This window comes from Myxococcales bacterium (genome assembly GCA_022563535.1).
Taxonomy (GTDB): Bacteria; Myxococcota_A; UBA9160; order UBA9160; family UBA4427; genus DUBZ01.
This window is the reverse complement of record JADFNE010000020.1, coordinates 36,751-52,578: the sequence shown is the minus strand read 5'-3', so window position 1 is coordinate 52,578 and position 15,828 is coordinate 36,751. Positions and strand designations below refer to the sequence as shown.

Here is a 15,828-nt window from a genome sequence, read left to right as displayed (position 1 = left end):
ACGGGTCGTCCGCGCTGATTCCTAGCGTTTCGCCACCGCCAATTCCAACATTTCGATCTCGCCGCGGTCTCCGTCAATTGCGGCGCGCACACCCACAGCCCAGGCGAGGTTCTCATCGGCGTGGCCAAAGGGAAGTTCGCAAACGATCGGAACCCCCAGCGGCGTGAGGAGTTCTTCCAGCACGGCAGACGCCGTCGGCTGGGGCATGGACGAATTGGTGCAATCGGCGAAGGTGCCGATGCCGATCCCGACGACATCATCGAACTTGCCCGCGGATTGCAACTGCGAGAGCATTCGGTCGATGCTGTAGGGCGGCTCATGGGTCTCTTCGAGCAACAGGATCGAATCCCGGGTCTCGATTTCCCAGGGTGTGCCCAGGCTCCCCACCACCAATTTGAGCGATCCACCGGTGAGTCGACCCTCTCCCCAGCCGCGCACCATGGGCTTGCCCGAAATCCGCGGAGGCGGCCCGATGCCGAGCAGCGATGTCGTGATCGCTCGCCTGCTTGCTGCCGTGAGATCGTCGGGGCGGTCGAACATGGGCCCGTGAAAGCCCATCAGCCCCGCCTGGCGCAGTTGCCAGAGCAGCAGTGTCGTGATGTCGCTGTACCCCATCAAAGGTTTGGCGGCACTGCGCACGGCTTTGGGGTCGAGCCGTGAGATGATGCGATGGCAGCCATAACCGCCCCGGGCGCAGTAGATCGCGTCGATGTCGGGATCTGCAACCAGCTGCATGAATTCTGCTGCACGACGTTCGTCGGAACCCGCGAGATAACCCGCACTGCGGGTCAGATCGTCGGCCTGGACAACCTCGAAGCCGAGTTTACCCAGCATCGCGACGCCAGCTGCGAGACGCGCAGGCTCGATGGGCCCGGCGGGCGCGGCGATTCCGATCGTCGCGCCTTGCTTCAGCGCGCGCGGCTTGCGAAGCGCGGGCACCTAGAGAGGATCGTCCGCGTAGCTGCGGTCGGTGGGGAAACTTCCGCCGGAGTCAAAGCTTCCCGAACCTGGGCCTGCATAGGACTGTTCGTGTTCGGGCCAGTCCTTGAACAACGCATAGCGGCCGATGAATTCGAGCTTCACGGTTCCGGTCGGCCCATTGCGCTGCTTGCGAATCAACAACTCTGCCAGACCGGGGTGTTCGGTCTCGGGGTTGTAGACGACGTCGCGATAGATGAAGCCAATGATGTCTGCATCTTGTTCGATCGCCCCGGATTCGCGAAGGTCGGCGAGGATGGGTCGCTTGTCGTCTTTGCGGCCCTCGGGACCGCGGTTCAACTGCGACAGCGCGATCACCGGAATATTCAGTTCCTTGGCCAGGCCCTTGAGACCGCGGCTGATCTCGGAAATTTCTTGCTCGCGGCTCGCGACGCGGTGGTCGGCCCGGGCCAATTGCAGATAGTCGACGATCACCAGATCCAATCCGCGTTGGGAATGCATGCGACGGCATTTGGCGCGAATCTCGAGCACCGTGGGCGCCGGCGTATCGTCGATCCAGATGTTTGCGGCCGACAGCAATTCGGCGGCCCGCACGAGTTGGCCATGACTTTCCTGCGTGATGAATCCGTTGCGGAACTTGGCCGCATCGACCTGCGCTTCGCTCGCCAACAAGCGCATGACGAGGGACTGGGTCGTCATCTCGAGGGAAAAAACCGCAACCTTTTTTGTGCTGCCGACCGCCACGTTGCGGGCGAAGTTGAGCGCCAGGGCGGTCTTTCCCATCGAGGGCCGGGCGGCGATGATGATCAGATCCCCCGGCTGCAGTCCCCCGGTCATTTCGTCGAGTTCTTTGAAGTGGGTGCGCAACCCGGTGAGGTCGCCGCCCCGGGACATCAACATCTCGATGTGATCGATCGCGCTGTGGACTTCGACCTTGAGCGGACTCAGGGTGGACTTGGCCTGTTCCTGGCTCAGGCCGAAGATCCTCGACTCGGCCTCGTCGAGCAGTTGGTCTGAAGACTGAATCTCGTCATATCCGAGATTCACGATCTCGGACGCGACGCTGATCAAGCTTCGCTTCACACTCTTTTCGCGCACGATGCGGGCGTAGTGAACGATGTTGGCTGCAGTAGCCTCGTAGTCGGCGATCTCCGCCAACATCACCACGCCTCCCACCGACTCGAGCAGATCATTTGATTTCAGATAGTCGGCCAGCGTCACCAGATCGACAGGTTGGTTTCTGTCCTTCAGGGTCAACATCGCCCCGTAGAGCGCGCGATGGGCGGGGTGATAGAAGGAGTCGGTCGAGACTTCCGTCACGATCGAGTGAATGGCGTTGTTGTCCAGCAAGATGGCCGAGAGAACGGCCTTCTCCGCGTCGAGGTCACTCGGGGGAACGCGACGTCGAGGATCCACGGGTGCGGCAACTTGTGCCGGTGTTCTCTGATCCCACGGTCCCTGCCCGTCGTTGCTCAACTTGGCGTCCTCAATTTGACTGGTCTCGATTTCGAACGCGCGTCTGCACAGCGACTCGAGGGCAGAGTAAGGTGGTCACGAATCGGCAGCCCGATGCAATGAAACGACGCCGGATGTGACCACCGCAGTATAACGGGATCGAATCGGGGACGGGGCGGGAATCTCAACGTGTCCGGAGAAATGCATCCGCCGCGATGGAAGCGCCCCAAAGAGAAGCCAAGAGAGGCCAAACGAGAAGCTGGACGTGAAGGCACCGGGTGCCTGCGAACGTCTACTCTTCGAGGCTCACGATCAGCTTCACAGTCGTATCAATATCCGAATGGAGTTTGATTCCGATCGTGTGCTCGCCAACTTCTTTGATCGACTCGGGCAACACGATCTTGCGGCGATCGATCTTCATGCCCTTCTCCGCGATCAACTCGGCGATGTTCTGCGTGGTGACCGACCCGAAGAGCTTGCCGTCTTCGCCAGCGCGCCGCTTGACCTCGATCACCATGCTCTTCAACTTGTGCGAGGTTGCGCGCAAGTCTTTCAGGTCCTTGGCGAGCTTTTCGGAGATTACGCGCTTGTTGTGTTCCAACGCCTTGACGTTTGCGTGGGTGGCAAGAATCGCCATCCCGCCGGGAACCAGGTAGTTGCGGGCGAAGCCGGGTTTCACGCTGACGAGGTCGCCGGCGCTGCCGAGCTTGGCCACGTTCTCGCGCAGAATCACATCGATCGCACTCATGTTGTCCCTCGCTACATATGCCCTGCCGCGATGGGCAGGAGGGCAATTTGACGCGCGCGTTTGATCGCAGTCGCCAGCTTGCGCTGGTGTTTCGCGCAGGTCCCGGAGATCCGGCGCGGCGTCACCTTGCCCGTCTCGGAAATGAAAAGCCTGAGCGTCTTCGGGTCCTTGTAACTGAGGACCAGCTTCTTGTCCGCGCAGTAGCGGCAAACCTTGCGCCGCTGGAACATGCCCTTCTTGGCCTTGCGTGCCTTCTTGCGCGCTCGCGCACGGAGCTTGGCCTTTACGCTCCAGCTGCCCCGGCTCGGACGATCGCTAGAGGGTCGGGGGCTTCGTTCAACGCGATCGTCGCGTTCACCCTGGTCCGTCTCGGTGCGGCCGACTTCTTCGCTCATGAGGTCTCCTCCTCGCTCGAGTCGCCAGCCTCATCGGCGTCACTCGCTTTTTTGCTCGACTCGGCAGCGTCTTTGGCGTCGGATTTGGCGTCGGATTTGGCAGCTTCAGCACCCTCAGTCTCGGCGGCGGCCGGCTCTTCCGAATCACCGTCCGCTGGAGCGGCCTCTTCGGCGGCGGCCGCGGCTTCGCGCGCTGCAGCCGCTGCTTCCTCGGCGGCCACGCGTTCGATTTCTGCCCTTGCCTTGGCCTCTTCTTCCTCGCGCACTGCGCGCTCCTCTGCCTTGCGCACCTGCTCGGCTTCGGCTTCGGCAGCTACAACCTTGCGCGCTTCGACGTCGGTGACATCGGGGTCCGTCTGAATGGTCATGAAACGCAGCACCGACTCGTTGAGTCGAAGCACGCGCTCGAAGGCCGGAATGACCTGGCCGTCGTCCAAAAACGAGAGAACGTAATAGTGGCCCTTGTGAAACTTGCGAATCTCGTAGGCGAGCTTTCGCTTGCCCAGGTCTTCGCACAAGAGCCGAACGGAATCGTGCTCAGTGAAGGCCCGGCCGACCCGCTCGAAGATCGCAGCAGTGCCGTCCGCGGAAATTTCCGGCTGGACGATGATAGTCGTTTCGTATTCCCGCAATGAGGCGCCTCCTGGACGGGCACTCGAGGTGCCCGAGCCCCCATCCGACGGTCGCTTCGACGGGCTCGAACGCGACCAATGTGGGGACTGAGGAATATGGATAAGACCCGTGCGGACATGGCGCCCGCCTTCGGGGCGACAATGGATACCATAGACCCGCGCTGGGGCAAGGGATTTACGCCGGATCGAGCAACTGGTGGACCCGCGGGTCGCCGCCCAGCTCTGGGTGGAATGTGCAGACGATCAGATTATCCCGGCGGACCAGCACCGGAGCCCCCTCGACCCGGACCAATACTTCGACATCGGAGGAAAGCTCCGCCAGGCGCGGCGCGCGGATGAACACGCAGCGAAGCCCCGAAAAGGCCCTCGCAGCCTCGGGAGCTCCCTGCTCTGGGGTATCGGCCACGGCCGCAAAGGAATCGACCTGGGTTCCGTAGGCGTTGCGATGCGCCACGAGATCGATCAGGCCCAGGGTTCTGACCGGATGGTTCTGGGAGGCTTTGGCGAGCAGAATTGCCCCGGCGCAGGTTCCGAGAATGGGTCGACCGGATTCGGCAAAGGAGAGCAGCGGCCCGTAGAGCCCGAGGCGATCCAACCCCTTGGCGATGGTCGTGCTTTCTCCCCCGGGCAGCACCAATGCGTCGATCTCGGCGAGGTGCTTTTCTCGCAAAACCGGCTGGGTGCTCGCGCCCAGGCGCTCGAGCGCCTGGGCGTGTGCATCGACGTCTCCCTGGATGGCCAAGATTCCGACGTTCACGTGGTTCTTCTCCCGAGCTTCAAAACCTGATCTTCGAAACCTGATCTTCGAAACAATGATCCGGCGCTACCAGCCGCGGTTTGCCATCCGCTGGCTCTCGTCGAGGGTCTCCATTTCAATCCCCTCCATGGCGTCGCCCAGCCCTCGGCAGGACTCGAGCACCTCGGCCGGATCCTCCCAGTGGGTGCAGGCGCGCACGATGGCCCGGGCGCGCGCCTCCGGATCGGCGCTCTTGAAGATCCCCGATCCGACGAACACGGCTTCGGCCCCGAGCATGCGGCACAACGCCGCATCGGGCGGTGTCGCCACCCCACCCGCGGCAAAGTTGGGCACCGGCAAGCGACCATTTTCGTGGACGTAACACACGAGGTCGTAGGGCGCGCCCAGATCCTTTGCCTGCGCCATCAATTCTTCCGGCCGCAGTGCGCCGAGTGCGCGAATGTCACCAATCACGGTGCGCAGGTGCCGCACCGCTTCGACGATGTTTCCGCTGCCGGCCTCGCCCTTGGTGCGAATCATCGCCGCGCCCTCGCCGATCCTGCGCAACGCCTCCCCGAGATTGCGTGCACCGCAGACGAACGGGACCTTGTACGCGTGCTTGTCGACATGGTGAGCCTCATCGGCCGGGGTCAATACTTCGCTCTCATCGATGAAATCGATTCCCATGGCTTCGAGAACCCGAGCTTCCATCATGTGCCCGATTCGCACCTTGGCCATCACGGGGATCGAGACACATTTTTGGATCTCTTCGATCATCTCGACCTGGCTCATGCGCGCAACACCACCATCGCGGCGAATGTCCGACGGCACGCGTTCGAGCGCCATCACCGCACACGCGCCTGCGCTTTCGGCGAGCTTGGCTTGTTCGGCGTTGGTGACGTCCATGATCACGCCGCCCTTCATCATTTCCGCCAACCCGACCTTGAGTTCGAAGGCCTCGGCGGTCGTTCGCCCAGCGCCATTGGTTCTGCTCTTCGTCTCGTCTGCCTTGCTCGCCATGCTGTCACTCCTCCTTGCGGCACGTTTGCCGCTTTGGTCTTGTCCGCCCGACGGTGTCCACTTCAGTGGAGGGCGAGCGGACGATCGATTTTTACAAGTGGGCGCCTGCTGTCAGGGGCTCCGGCGTCCGGGTCGTGCTCGCGCTGTTGACCACCTTCGCCAGGGCTTCGATGCCGCGACGGATCTCGCTGACCTCGGCCTGGGCAATGGTCAGCCGCATGCCGCGGGATGGACCGCGGTCGGGAAGAAAATGCGATCCCGGGGCGAACAACACCCCCGCGCGAGCGGCGTCTGCCATCAGATCGCGGGTATCCACCTCGAACGGCAACTCGACCCAGACCTGATAGCCACCCTCGGGTTCGGTCACCTGGGTTCCTTCGGGCATCAATTCTGACAGGGCCTCGAGCATGCAGTCGAGTCGACTCCGCAAGATCGGTTTCAGCCGTTCCAAATGCCGGTCGTAGTGCCCCGCCCGTATGAACTCTTCCATCGCGGCCTGCAGCGGAAGCGAGTCCGCTAGATCTGATGCGTGTTTGAGGGCGACCAGCCCTTCGACCGCTCGTCCTCGGGCCGCCAGCGCACCGGTGCGAACACCCGGGAACAGGGACTTTGAGAAGGAACTGAGATGGACCACGCTGCCCACCTCGTCCAGCGCCGCGAGGGGAAGAACCTGCTGTCCACGCAAGCGCAGATCCATTTCGAAGGCGTCTTCAATGATCGGTTTGCCGTGTCGCGCCGCCACCCGGAGCAATGCCCGGCGATGCGCTACGCCCGTGGTCGTTCCCATCGGGTTGTGAAAAGTTGGAATCGTGTAGAAAGCCTTGACCTCGGGACGCGCCAACAGTCGATCGAGCGCATCGAGGTCGGGTCCGTCCGAATTCATCGGCACTTCCGCCGCGCGCACTCCAAAACTCACCAGGGTGCCGAGCACGTTGTGGTAAGTCGGGGATTCGACCGCAACCGTGTCCCCTTGAGACGCGAACAACCGAATCGCGAGAGCGATCCCCTGGCTCGCACCATGACACAGTACGATCTCGCTTGCGGCGACGGGAACATCCGCTTTGCGCAGTCTCTCCGCGATCGCATCGCGCAGGCCCAGATGACCCTGGGTGTCGCCGTACAAAAACAGTTCCGCCCCACCCCCGTCCAACACATGTTCGAGACAGCGCCGAAATTCTTTGACCGGATAGAGAGAGGCTTCGGGCACCAGCGAGTTCAGCGATACCGCGTTGTCGACCGCAGGGTATCGGGGGCGCCCCGCGTCGAAGTGCAGCAGTTGTTCGACCTGTGCGCTCAACGCCACCGCGACCTGTTCGGCTTCGGCGCGTTCCCGGCGCACAAAGGTTCCGCGACCTACGGTGGATTCGACCAGTCCGTGGGCGGCGAGGGCTTCGTACGCCATCGAAACTGTGTCCCGGTTGACCCTGAGATCCTTCGCGAGTGCGCGAATTGCCGGCAGTCGCGTTCCCGCAGCAACCTCGCCAGATTCGATTTGAAGCCTCAGCTGGCTCGCGATCTGTTGGTATACCGGAAGGTCCGATTGACCGGAATGATCGAGGTCGGGAAGACGCATCGCGCCAGCTTAAGATCCGGTCAATACTCAGTCAATGCCCAGACAATCCCAATATCTTCCAGCCAAATCACCATAACACGAGCTAGAGGCAGTCCTGAACCCAGACAATCTGGCGAAACAGCTATTCGTCTGGACCTTTGGCAGCCATTGGAACAGGGAGATGATCCCCCACCCCAGCACCAGCACCGTGGCCCAATTCGTCTGCTTCGCTGACTCGAGCCTGGACGGCACTCACGATCCGCGCCACGACGATGGCGGCCAGACCGACGAAGCCGGAAAACAGCGCACCCATCTTGGCTTGCCCCTGCAACGCGGGATCGTTAAATGCGGCGGTCGCGACAAAAAGCGCGACCGTCAAGCCGAGCGCAGCGATGAACCCGGCCATGACCAGGTCGCCGACCCCCATACCCGCCGGAAGCGGAAACCCGAGTCGTCGGGCCAGCAAGCCCATGAACGTGACCCCGGCGGTCTTGCCGATCACCAACGCGCCGAGGATCAGCCAGGTCATGGGGCCAATCGAAGCCAACACCACGCCCGCGTTGCAGAACGCAAAGAAGAAGAGCCCAAAGTCCACCGTCGACTTCCGTTGATGCTCGAACAGGTGCAGCGGAGAGTGTTCCGTATGGCTTTCCGCTGCCGCTTGCTCACCCATTTGGTCGACTTCGTCTTCGTCCACGTACAATCCGGTATCCCGAGAGGGAGCCGGCAAGAATGGAACGACCACCGCGAGCGCAAGCGCCGGATGCAGGTGGGCCAGCATCAGACCACACCAGGAGATTGGGCCCGCAGTCAGGATGTAGACCGGCCACTGCTGAACTCCCATGCGCCGCAAGCCGTATGTGACGCCCATCCCGAGCAATACGAGACCGAGATAGGCGTGGGCGGCGGGTGTGCTGGGATCGCCGTAGAAGATGGCGATGATCCCCAGCCCGACCGCATCGTCGGCGACAGCGAGCAGCAACAGGAAGGCCACCGCTGGATGCCCTTTGCCAAAGACCATCCGCGCAACCAACCAGGCCAGGGCGATATCGGTTGCGGTCGGCACGCCCCAACCCCGAGCCAGCGCATTGAAGTCCACTTCGGCGGGGTCGTAGATCCCCAGCTCGAAACAAGCAATCAGGCCGAGGATGAACACGAGAATCGGGCCAACGATACCGCCCACGGTGGCCATCAGCGGGTTGATCGCCTTGCGCGGCGGATTCAGGCTACCCCCGGGCAGGCAAGACTCGGTGATCTCTTTGGCCGCGATGCCAAAGAACAGCACCATGAAAATATCGTTGACCAGAAAGTGAAGCGTGAGTTCGTGTCCAAAGACGGCGAGATCCCCAAACGGCTTCCAATGCACCGCGTGTTCGTACCAACCGTGAGCGAAGTTGGCAGCGAAGAGCGCCGCCACCACGCCCACCAAGAGTGGTATGGAAAATTCCTGAAGCAGGTTGACGACGCTGCGCTTCTCTTGACTCACGGACGCATCCTCCCGCTGCCAGCGACTCGATCGGAATCGAATCGCTGACAACTCGTGGGAATGCCTCGACCTGATGACCGAGCATTCTCAACGCCCACTTCGACTATTCTCGTAATCGTCTTGATCTATTCGAATTGGCCGCGGGTGGCGGCAGGAGACGGCAACCGCCGCGCAACCGCGCGATCAATCTCCCGGCGACGGCTCAGCATTGAAGTCGCTCATCGCGGCTTCGATGCCATCGGCAATGGACGCTTCAAGCGCTTGAACCGCCGCGTCTATTCTCGCAACCAACTTATTTTCTTCGTCGGCGGAAAATTCTTCGAGGACATAGTCGATCGTGGAACTCGACTCGGGTGGACGCCCGATCCCGAAGCGCAGGCGCGCAAAGCCATCGCTCCCGAGCGCGTCGATCACATCCGCTGCCCCGCGATGCCCCCCGGCTCCTCCCTGCCCTCGCAGGCGCAAGCGCCCGAAGGGTAGATCGAGATCGTCGTAGACCAGGATCAGGTCCCGGGTCAGTTCCACGCTGGGCATGGCGGCGAGTGCGGCCGCAACCGCGCTACCCGAGCGATTCATGAAGGTCTCTGGCTTGAGCAGGCCCACTTCACAGCCCGCGATCAGACCCCGGCCGAAGTGCCCCGCGAAAGCGGGGGTATGGATCTCGATCCGGTGGCGGGACGCCAACGCGTCGAGCACCCGAAAACCCACATTGTGGCGGGTTCTCGCGTGGTTCGGCCCCGGATTGCCAAGTCCAACCAGCAGCCTCAAGCGACGACCTCACACGGGGAGTTCGCTATTTGTCCGAATCTTTTGCGTCTGCGGCTTTGTCATCGTCAGCGGCCGCATCGTCCTTGGCGGCCTCGCCCTCAGCAACATCGCCCTCGACTGCTTCGCCCTCAGCCACGACTTCCGGGACCTCCTCGACCTTGGGCACTGCAACGTGCGCAACGGCAAGACCCGGATCGGCGCTCGTTTCTACACCGTCGGGAAGGGTCAGATCGCTAACGTGAAGTGTGTCGCCAACTTCCAGCGCACTGACGTCGATATCGATCGAGTCGGGAATGGCCGTGGGGAGACAAGCGAGATCGATTTCGCGCATCGAGTGTTCGAGAATTCCGCCGAGACTTACGCCCACCGCGCTACCGGTCAGGTGAATCGGAACCGAAACGTGGATTTTCTCCGACCTGTCGATTTCGAAGAAATCAGCATGCACCAGGGTGCCGGCGACCGGGTGTCGTTGGAGTTCTTTGACCAACACGATCTTGCCCTTGACCTCGCTCGCACCCTGAAGGTCGATCAGGGTATTGAGCCCCGCGTGGCTCGACTTCAGCAGGTTCTCGAGTTCGCTCGCCTCGAGGGTGAGTGAGATCGACGCCCGGTTGTGTCCATAGACCACTGCCGGGACCCGACCCTGGGTGCGCAAGCGGCGCGCAAAGCCCTTGCCCGTATCGCTTCTAAGTTCGACTGCGAGTGTTGGATCGGCCACGGTGTTCTCCTAAATCGTTTGGAATTGAGCCACGTTGTCTTTTCCATGGCCCGAGAATGTCGCTCGACGCTCAGTCGAAAAGCGAACTCACACTTTCTTCGTTGTTGATGCGGCGAATGGCTTCGCCCATATGCTCGGCCACAGAGACCACGTGAATCTTGCCGCATTCTCGCGCCTCGGTTCGGAGCGGAATCGAATCGGTCACGATCAGCTCCGACAACGGGGATTCGATCAATCGCTTGATCGCGGGTCCCGAAAGCACCGGATGCGCGACTGCGGCATAAACGGATTCGGCACCGGCTTTGATCAAACTGCGCGCCGCCTCGGCCAGGGTGCCGGCCGTGTCGACCATGTCGTCGACGATCACGCAGGTCGCACCTTTTACGTCGCCGATGATGTGCATCACTTCGGAGACATTGGCTCTCTCGCGGCGCTTGTCGACAATGACCAGGCTGGCGTCGAGCCGCTTGGCGTAGGCACGCGCCCGCTCCACGCCGCCGGCATCCGGAGAGATGATCGTCACAGGCCCGGGCACGCGCTTTTTCATTGCTTTCAGCAACACACCGGTGGCATAGAGATTGTCGACCGGAATATTGAAGAAGCCCTGAATCTGACCCGCGTGCAGGTCCAGGCACAGCACGCGATCGGCCCCGGCGGTCGTCAGCAGGTCTGCGACCAACTTTGCCGTGATGGGAACGCGGGGTTTGACCTTGCGATCCTGGCGCGCGTAGCCGTAGTAGGGGACAACCGCCGTCACTCTGCGCGCAGACGAACGCTTGAGCGCATCCAGCATGATGAGCAGTTCCATGATGTGGACGTTGGCGGGGGCACACAACGACTGAAGCACGAAGCAGTCCATACCGCGCACGTTCTCGGTGATCTCGACGCTGCACTCGCCGTCACTGAACGTGCCGACCTCGGCCTGACCGAGACTCATCCCGAGATAGTCTGCGATGTTTCGCGACAGGGCGAGGTTTGAATTTCCGCTGAACAACTTCATAAGTTTTCTCTATTCGCGTTGTCTGCTCTAACTGCTTGTCTTGCTTATCTTGCAAAAAACGATTGGTTGGGGCGGCAGGACTCGAACCTGCAGATGGCGGCTCCAAAGGCCGCTGCCTTACCATTTGGCGACGCCCCAAGATCGAACCCATGTCTGGGATTCGAACGGTTTCAGTTTCCGTCTTCTTATGCGTCTCCAGGTACGCGCTTCTACACGCTTCTTCGCGCTACGCTTTCGATTTCCCCCAGCGTCCGCGTGACGCATGCCCAAATGGGCGCCTCAAAATCCGCCCGCTCGAGCGCCGAAAGGGCCAGAGCCTCGTCGGCGAAGACGCCATAAACCGTGGCGCCACTCCCGCTCATTCCTGTCCAGCGTGCCCCGAGATTCCGAAGTCGCTCTTTGAGCACTCCGATGGCCGGACAGAGACTGGTGGCCGCAGCTTCGAGATCGTTTTCGAGCAGTCCCGAATCGAATGCCTTCGAAAGCGTTTCTGCGGCCCGGAGGCCCCCACTGAGTCCCTCGAGCGCCCGCATCGTATAGCGGGTCCGGTCGAGCGTCAACGCGGCCGACCCGCGATCGAATTGCTCGAAAACCTCAGCGGTTGCGAGGGATACGCCGGGATTGACCAGCAACAGCCACTGCTCTGGTAGCCCGGGGAGAGGAGAGATTTCCGCGCCGATCCCGCTCACCAGGCTGGGCTCGGGCATGAGAAAGAAGGGAACGTCCGCCCCGAGTTCGGCCGCGAGCTCGGACAGGGCGCGGCGGTTCAATGCCTCGGGATGCAACGCATGGAGCATCCGCAAAATCGTACCGGCATCGCTCGACCCGCCGCCGAGCCCGGCCCCGATCGGAATCGACTTCTCGAGCCGGATCGACAAGCTCCCCGACCATCTCGCAGCCGCGAAAAAAGCCCGAGCGGCTCGCACCGCGAGATTCTCCGAAACCTCGGGAAACGACGAACTGGCCGGAAGCTCGGGGGTGCCAAGCATCTCGAAAGCAATATCGAGGTCCGGGGCGGAAGCCGCCGGCGCAATCGCCCCGAGCTCCAGGCTGAGACGATCCGCGAGTTCCAGGGGAACGAAGAGACTCTCGAGCAGGTGGTAGCCATCGGGCTTGCGACCCAATACCCGCAGGCCGAGGTTCAACTTGGCAGGAGCCAATGCGGTGCTCGTGCTCGTCGAGGTCGCGGCGGTCATGAAAATCCGGGCTAAAGCGAGACGAAACGACTGTGGAGCTCGTAGAGCAGGTTGTCGATCAGCTTGAGTTCGCCTTCTTCGAGATTGCCCTGGGTCTTGACGCGCAACATCTTGAGGGTGTCGATGGTCTGACGCGCCATGATCAGATCCTGCTCGCCTACTGGGGCTCCGTCGGGTCCGTTGACCAGACCCATCTGGTAGAGCGCCGACGTCGAAAGCGAAAGTACGAAGGTCGAAAAATCGATCGACGGCAGGCCTTTCATCTCCTTCGTCTTGGAATCGGATCCAGTGGAATCACTCATCGGTTACGCCGCCTCCGTCGGATTGGCACCCCGCGCTGCGTCGAGCAGCGCCAGTTCGCGCTGAGCCACCCAGAGTCGCTGGGCAAACGTATAGGTCGTTCCCGCGGCCAGCACCCACAGTACGGGTTCGACGAGGCCAAATACCGCGCCAAACACCAATAAACCCATCCGCTCACCGCGCTCGAGCATACCACCCGGCATATGCCCAATATGCAGCTCGGCCCGGGCTTTCGAATATGAGGTCAGGACGGTGCACACCAGAACGTATGCCGTGAGAACTGCGAGCCCCTGCTGCCCTGCCCCGGCATAGAAGAGCACGATGCCGAGCAGTACGACCATGTCGACCAGGCGATCGAGGGTCGAATCGAGAAACCCGCCAAAAGTGGTCGAGATCTTGAAGTGCCGGGCGACGACGCCGTCGACTAGATCAAAACACCCGCTGACGAACATTACCAGACCGCCGACCAGAAATTCGCCCTGAGAAAAAGCCGCGGCCGCAGCCACGGACACAGCGGCGCCGCACACGGTCAGCCAATCTGGATTGATGGGGCGCAGAAAGAGGAAGGGGAAAACCGCATGGACGAAGCCATCGACGCGGTGACCCAACCTCTCCTTGATCACGTTCAGACCTCTCTGAACGGCGGCGGAGACAGCGGATCCACCGGGGTTCCGACCGTGGTGTCCGCGGGCTCTGCCATTGGATCGCTGGGCACACCGACCGGCGCCTCGACGACCTGCTCTTGCGCTTCGGGTTCTTCTTCTTCTTCTTCGATGAAGATGAAAATTTTGTCCGAAACGTCCGGCAGAGCGTCGATGTAGCTCTGCTCCTGTGCTTTGCTGATCCAGCCATTGCGCAGCCGCAGCCGCTTGTCATATTGGAGCTGTTCGAGAGAGCCTCGTTCCATGGTTCGCACCGACCCTTTCTTGAATCTGAGTTGGGATTGAAATTGGGTTGTCGTCTAGTTTGTCTAGAATTCTAGTTTGTCTAGAATATTGTCTAGAATGATATGCAGAACACTGAATGATTCCGCGGGGTTCACCTTGAACATGCAGGGAACCGAAAACCTGCGGCCAGTAGCCTAGCAGATTGAACCCGCCGCGAGAGGATTTGTGATTTGACCTCCCTCCCGCGGCCAGAGAAAGGTTTCAAAATGCAATACCACCGATCCGGGGTCTCACCTCGAAGTAAAATCTGGGTGTGGGCCACACTTGCGCTCCTGCTCGCTTTTGGGTCTTCCTGCAGGGAAAGACCGCCGCTTTTTGTCGAAGTGGCACCCGCTGAGGAATTGTACGAGAAGGGCCTCGAGATCCTGAAGGGAAAGCGCGCCTACATTTGGTTCACCGTCGTCGACTACGACGAGGCGATCGAAACGTTCCAGACGATCATCGACAACTATCCGTATCACGAACTTGCGGTCCAGGCCGAGCTGCGAATCGCAGACGCCTACTTCGATAACCGACGCTACGACGACGCGCTGTCGTACTACCGGTCCTTTTCCGACCTCCACCCCCAACACGAAAAAGTGCCGTATACGGTGCTCCGCTCGGCGCTGTGTCACTACGAACAAATCCGCTCGATCAACCGGGACCAGACCGCGACCCGGGAAGCGCAGATCTATCTCGAGATTCTGATCCGAGAGCACCCCTACGCGCTCGAGACCCGGAAGGGCGAAGCGATGCTGCGGGACCTGCGCACTCGCCTTTCGCGCAACATGATGCAGATGGGCGACTTCTACATGAAGAGGGATGAGTTTCAAGCTGCTGCCGAGCGCTATCGCACGGTGCTCAATGTCTACCCGGGACTCGGACTCGACGCCGAGGTCCTCTACAAGCTCGGGGTCTGTTACGAGAACATGATGCGACGCGACGAGGCCCGAAGGTTGTTCCATGTCGTCGTCGCCAACTATCCAAAATCGGACACAGCGAAACTGGCGTCCGAGAGAATCGCGGCAACGAACTGACCGTCAATTGATCGGGGTGCGCGGGCATGAGGGTCTTTTCGCTACGCCTGCTGTAACCTTCTCTTGCGGTCCTCAGCGGATCGAAACAACAGGAGCGGGCCAGCTTGGAGCGATCAGACGGAGCGACCGCAGTTCCAACCAAGATCATCCGATCCATTCGCATGACGAGCGGTGAGCGCGAAGCGTACTCGCTGGGGCGATCCCTGTTCGAACGCGGGGACGTCGGCCCCGCCCTCGAAGCACTGAACTCGCTCCTGCGCACCCGCAACGACTTTGCCGACGTCCATTACATGGTCGGGGTGCTGCTGGAACTGAGGGGAGATTCGGACGCCGCCGGGCGCAGCTTACGACGTGCCATTGCCCTGAACCCGTCGTACGCCGAAGCACTTCTCGCCCTGGCGAGCGTGTGTGAGCGCGGGGGAGATTTCGACCACTCGCGCGAATTTGCCGAACGAGCATCGGCCCTGACGCGAACTTCCTCGGGGTCACTCGATCCCGTCACCCGGGGCAAACTGGCAAATTTGCAGGCGGCCACGGCCGACGCGTACTTCGATGCAGGAGAATTGCGAGAGGCCGTCGAGGGCTACCGCAAGGCTCTCGATCGTTGTCCGAATTTCCACGACATCCGTTATCGCCTGGGGGTCGCGCTGCGCGAACTCGGCCTGCCCGACCAGGCACTGCGCGAATTCAAACGCGTGCTGCGCGGCAACCCCGGGCTACTCGACGCCCAGGTTCAACTCGGACTCACCTATTACACACTCGGTCGCAGCGAAGACGCCCTGGAGCGCTGGCAGGCCGTATTGAAATTTGATCCCAATCGCGACGATGCCCGGATGTACACCCGGATGGTCATTTCGAAGCACGAGCTCGCCACCGCGCCCAACGAAATTCCGAACGGAAACTCGGGGGAGTAAACAAAG

At 61.4% G+C, this 15,828-nt stretch carries 18 protein-coding genes and 1 tRNA gene; 2 read left to right on the top strand and 17 right to left on the bottom strand.

Annotated features, from left to right (window positions below):
* Positions 1-21 precede the first annotated feature (21 nt).
* The 17 genes from IH881_08625 to IH881_08545 form a co-directional block, all read right to left on the bottom strand.
* Positions 22-939: an LD-carboxypeptidase gene (locus IH881_08625; GenBank protein ID MCH7867751.1), complete on the bottom strand. Its 918-nt coding sequence runs from the start codon at positions 937-939 to the stop codon at positions 22-24.
* Positions 940-2,355 carry a replicative DNA helicase gene (gene dnaB / locus IH881_08620; GenBank protein MCH7867750.1) on the bottom strand — a complete coding sequence of 472 codons (1,416 nt, stop codon included), beginning with the start codon at positions 2,353-2,355 and terminating at the stop codon, positions 940-942. It lies immediately after the preceding gene.
* Positions 2,356-2,686: 331 nt separating this feature from the next.
* A complete protein-coding gene (locus IH881_08615; protein ID MCH7867749.1) occupies positions 2,687-3,142 on the bottom strand; it encodes a 50S ribosomal protein L9 in 456 nt (151 codons plus the stop codon).
* 11 nt (positions 3,143-3,153) lie between these two features.
* Positions 3,154-3,537 carry a 30S ribosomal protein S18 gene (locus tag IH881_08610; GenBank protein ID MCH7867748.1) on the bottom strand — a complete coding sequence of 128 codons (384 nt, stop codon included), beginning with the start codon at positions 3,535-3,537 and terminating at the stop codon, positions 3,154-3,156.
* Complete coding sequence (gene rpsF / locus IH881_08605) at positions 3,534-4,169, bottom strand: 30S ribosomal protein S6 (protein ID MCH7867747.1); 636 nt, start codon at positions 4,167-4,169, stop codon at positions 3,534-3,536. The genes IH881_08610 and rpsF overlap by 4 nt, the downstream gene beginning before the upstream one ends.
* Positions 4,170-4,344: 175 nt before the next feature.
* On the bottom strand, positions 4,345-4,926 hold the full coding sequence (pdxT, locus tag IH881_08600) for a pyridoxal 5'-phosphate synthase glutaminase subunit PdxT (protein MCH7867746.1): 582 nt from the start codon (positions 4,924-4,926) through the stop codon (positions 4,345-4,347).
* Between the two features lie 66 nt (positions 4,927-4,992).
* Positions 4,993-5,925 (bottom strand): pyridoxal 5'-phosphate synthase lyase subunit PdxS, encoded by a 933-nt coding sequence (gene pdxS, locus IH881_08595; protein ID MCH7867745.1) that lies wholly within the window; start codon positions 5,923-5,925, stop codon positions 4,993-4,995.
* A gap of 91 nt (positions 5,926-6,016) precedes the next feature.
* Entirely contained in the window at positions 6,017-7,498 is a 1,482-nt protein-coding gene (locus IH881_08590) for a PLP-dependent aminotransferase family protein (GenBank protein ID MCH7867744.1), read from the bottom strand.
* Between the two features lie 121 nt (positions 7,499-7,619).
* Entirely contained in the window at positions 7,620-8,963 is a 1,344-nt protein-coding gene (locus IH881_08585; protein MCH7867743.1) for a Na+/H+ antiporter NhaA, read from the bottom strand.
* 183 nt (positions 8,964-9,146) lie between these two features.
* On the bottom strand, positions 9,147-9,731 hold the full coding sequence (locus tag IH881_08580) for an aminoacyl-tRNA hydrolase (GenBank protein ID MCH7867742.1): 585 nt from the start codon (positions 9,729-9,731) through the stop codon (positions 9,147-9,149).
* Between the two features lie 25 nt (positions 9,732-9,756).
* Entirely contained in the window at positions 9,757-10,449 is a 693-nt protein-coding gene (locus tag IH881_08575) for a 50S ribosomal protein L25 (GenBank protein ID MCH7867741.1), read from the bottom strand.
* Between the two features lie 70 nt (positions 10,450-10,519).
* Complete coding sequence (locus IH881_08570) at positions 10,520-11,449, bottom strand: ribose-phosphate pyrophosphokinase (protein MCH7867740.1); 930 nt, start codon at positions 11,447-11,449, stop codon at positions 10,520-10,522.
* A gap of 63 nt (positions 11,450-11,512) precedes the next feature.
* Positions 11,513-11,587, bottom strand: a tRNA-Gln gene (locus IH881_08565).
* A gap of 71 nt (positions 11,588-11,658) precedes the next feature.
* Positions 11,659-12,645 (bottom strand): 4-(cytidine 5'-diphospho)-2-C-methyl-D-erythritol kinase, encoded by a 987-nt coding sequence (locus tag IH881_08560; protein MCH7867739.1) that lies wholly within the window; start codon positions 12,643-12,645, stop codon positions 11,659-11,661.
* 11 nt (positions 12,646-12,656) lie between these two features.
* Positions 12,657-12,947: a DUF1844 domain-containing protein gene (locus tag IH881_08555; GenBank protein MCH7867738.1), complete on the bottom strand. Its 291-nt coding sequence runs from the start codon at positions 12,945-12,947 to the stop codon at positions 12,657-12,659.
* Between the two features lie 3 nt (positions 12,948-12,950).
* Complete coding sequence (locus tag IH881_08550) at positions 12,951-13,568, bottom strand: CDP-alcohol phosphatidyltransferase family protein (protein ID MCH7867737.1); 618 nt, start codon at positions 13,566-13,568, stop codon at positions 12,951-12,953.
* A 2-nt stretch (positions 13,569-13,570) separates the two neighbouring features.
* Positions 13,571-13,852, bottom strand: a complete 282-nt coding sequence (locus IH881_08545; GenBank protein ID MCH7867736.1) for a hypothetical protein — start codon at positions 13,850-13,852, stop codon at positions 13,571-13,573.
* Between the two features lie 291 nt (positions 13,853-14,143).
* Here IH881_08545 and bamD point away from each other — a divergent pair, with 291 nt between their 5' ends.
* On the top strand, positions 14,144-14,908 hold the full coding sequence (gene bamD, locus IH881_08540; protein ID MCH7867735.1) for an outer membrane protein assembly factor BamD: 765 nt from the start codon (positions 14,144-14,146) through the stop codon (positions 14,906-14,908).
* Between the two features lie 104 nt (positions 14,909-15,012).
* Entirely contained in the window at positions 15,013-15,822 is an 810-nt protein-coding gene (locus tag IH881_08535) for a tetratricopeptide repeat protein (GenBank protein MCH7867734.1), read from the top strand.
* The last annotated feature ends 6 nt before the right edge of the window (positions 15,823-15,828 follow it).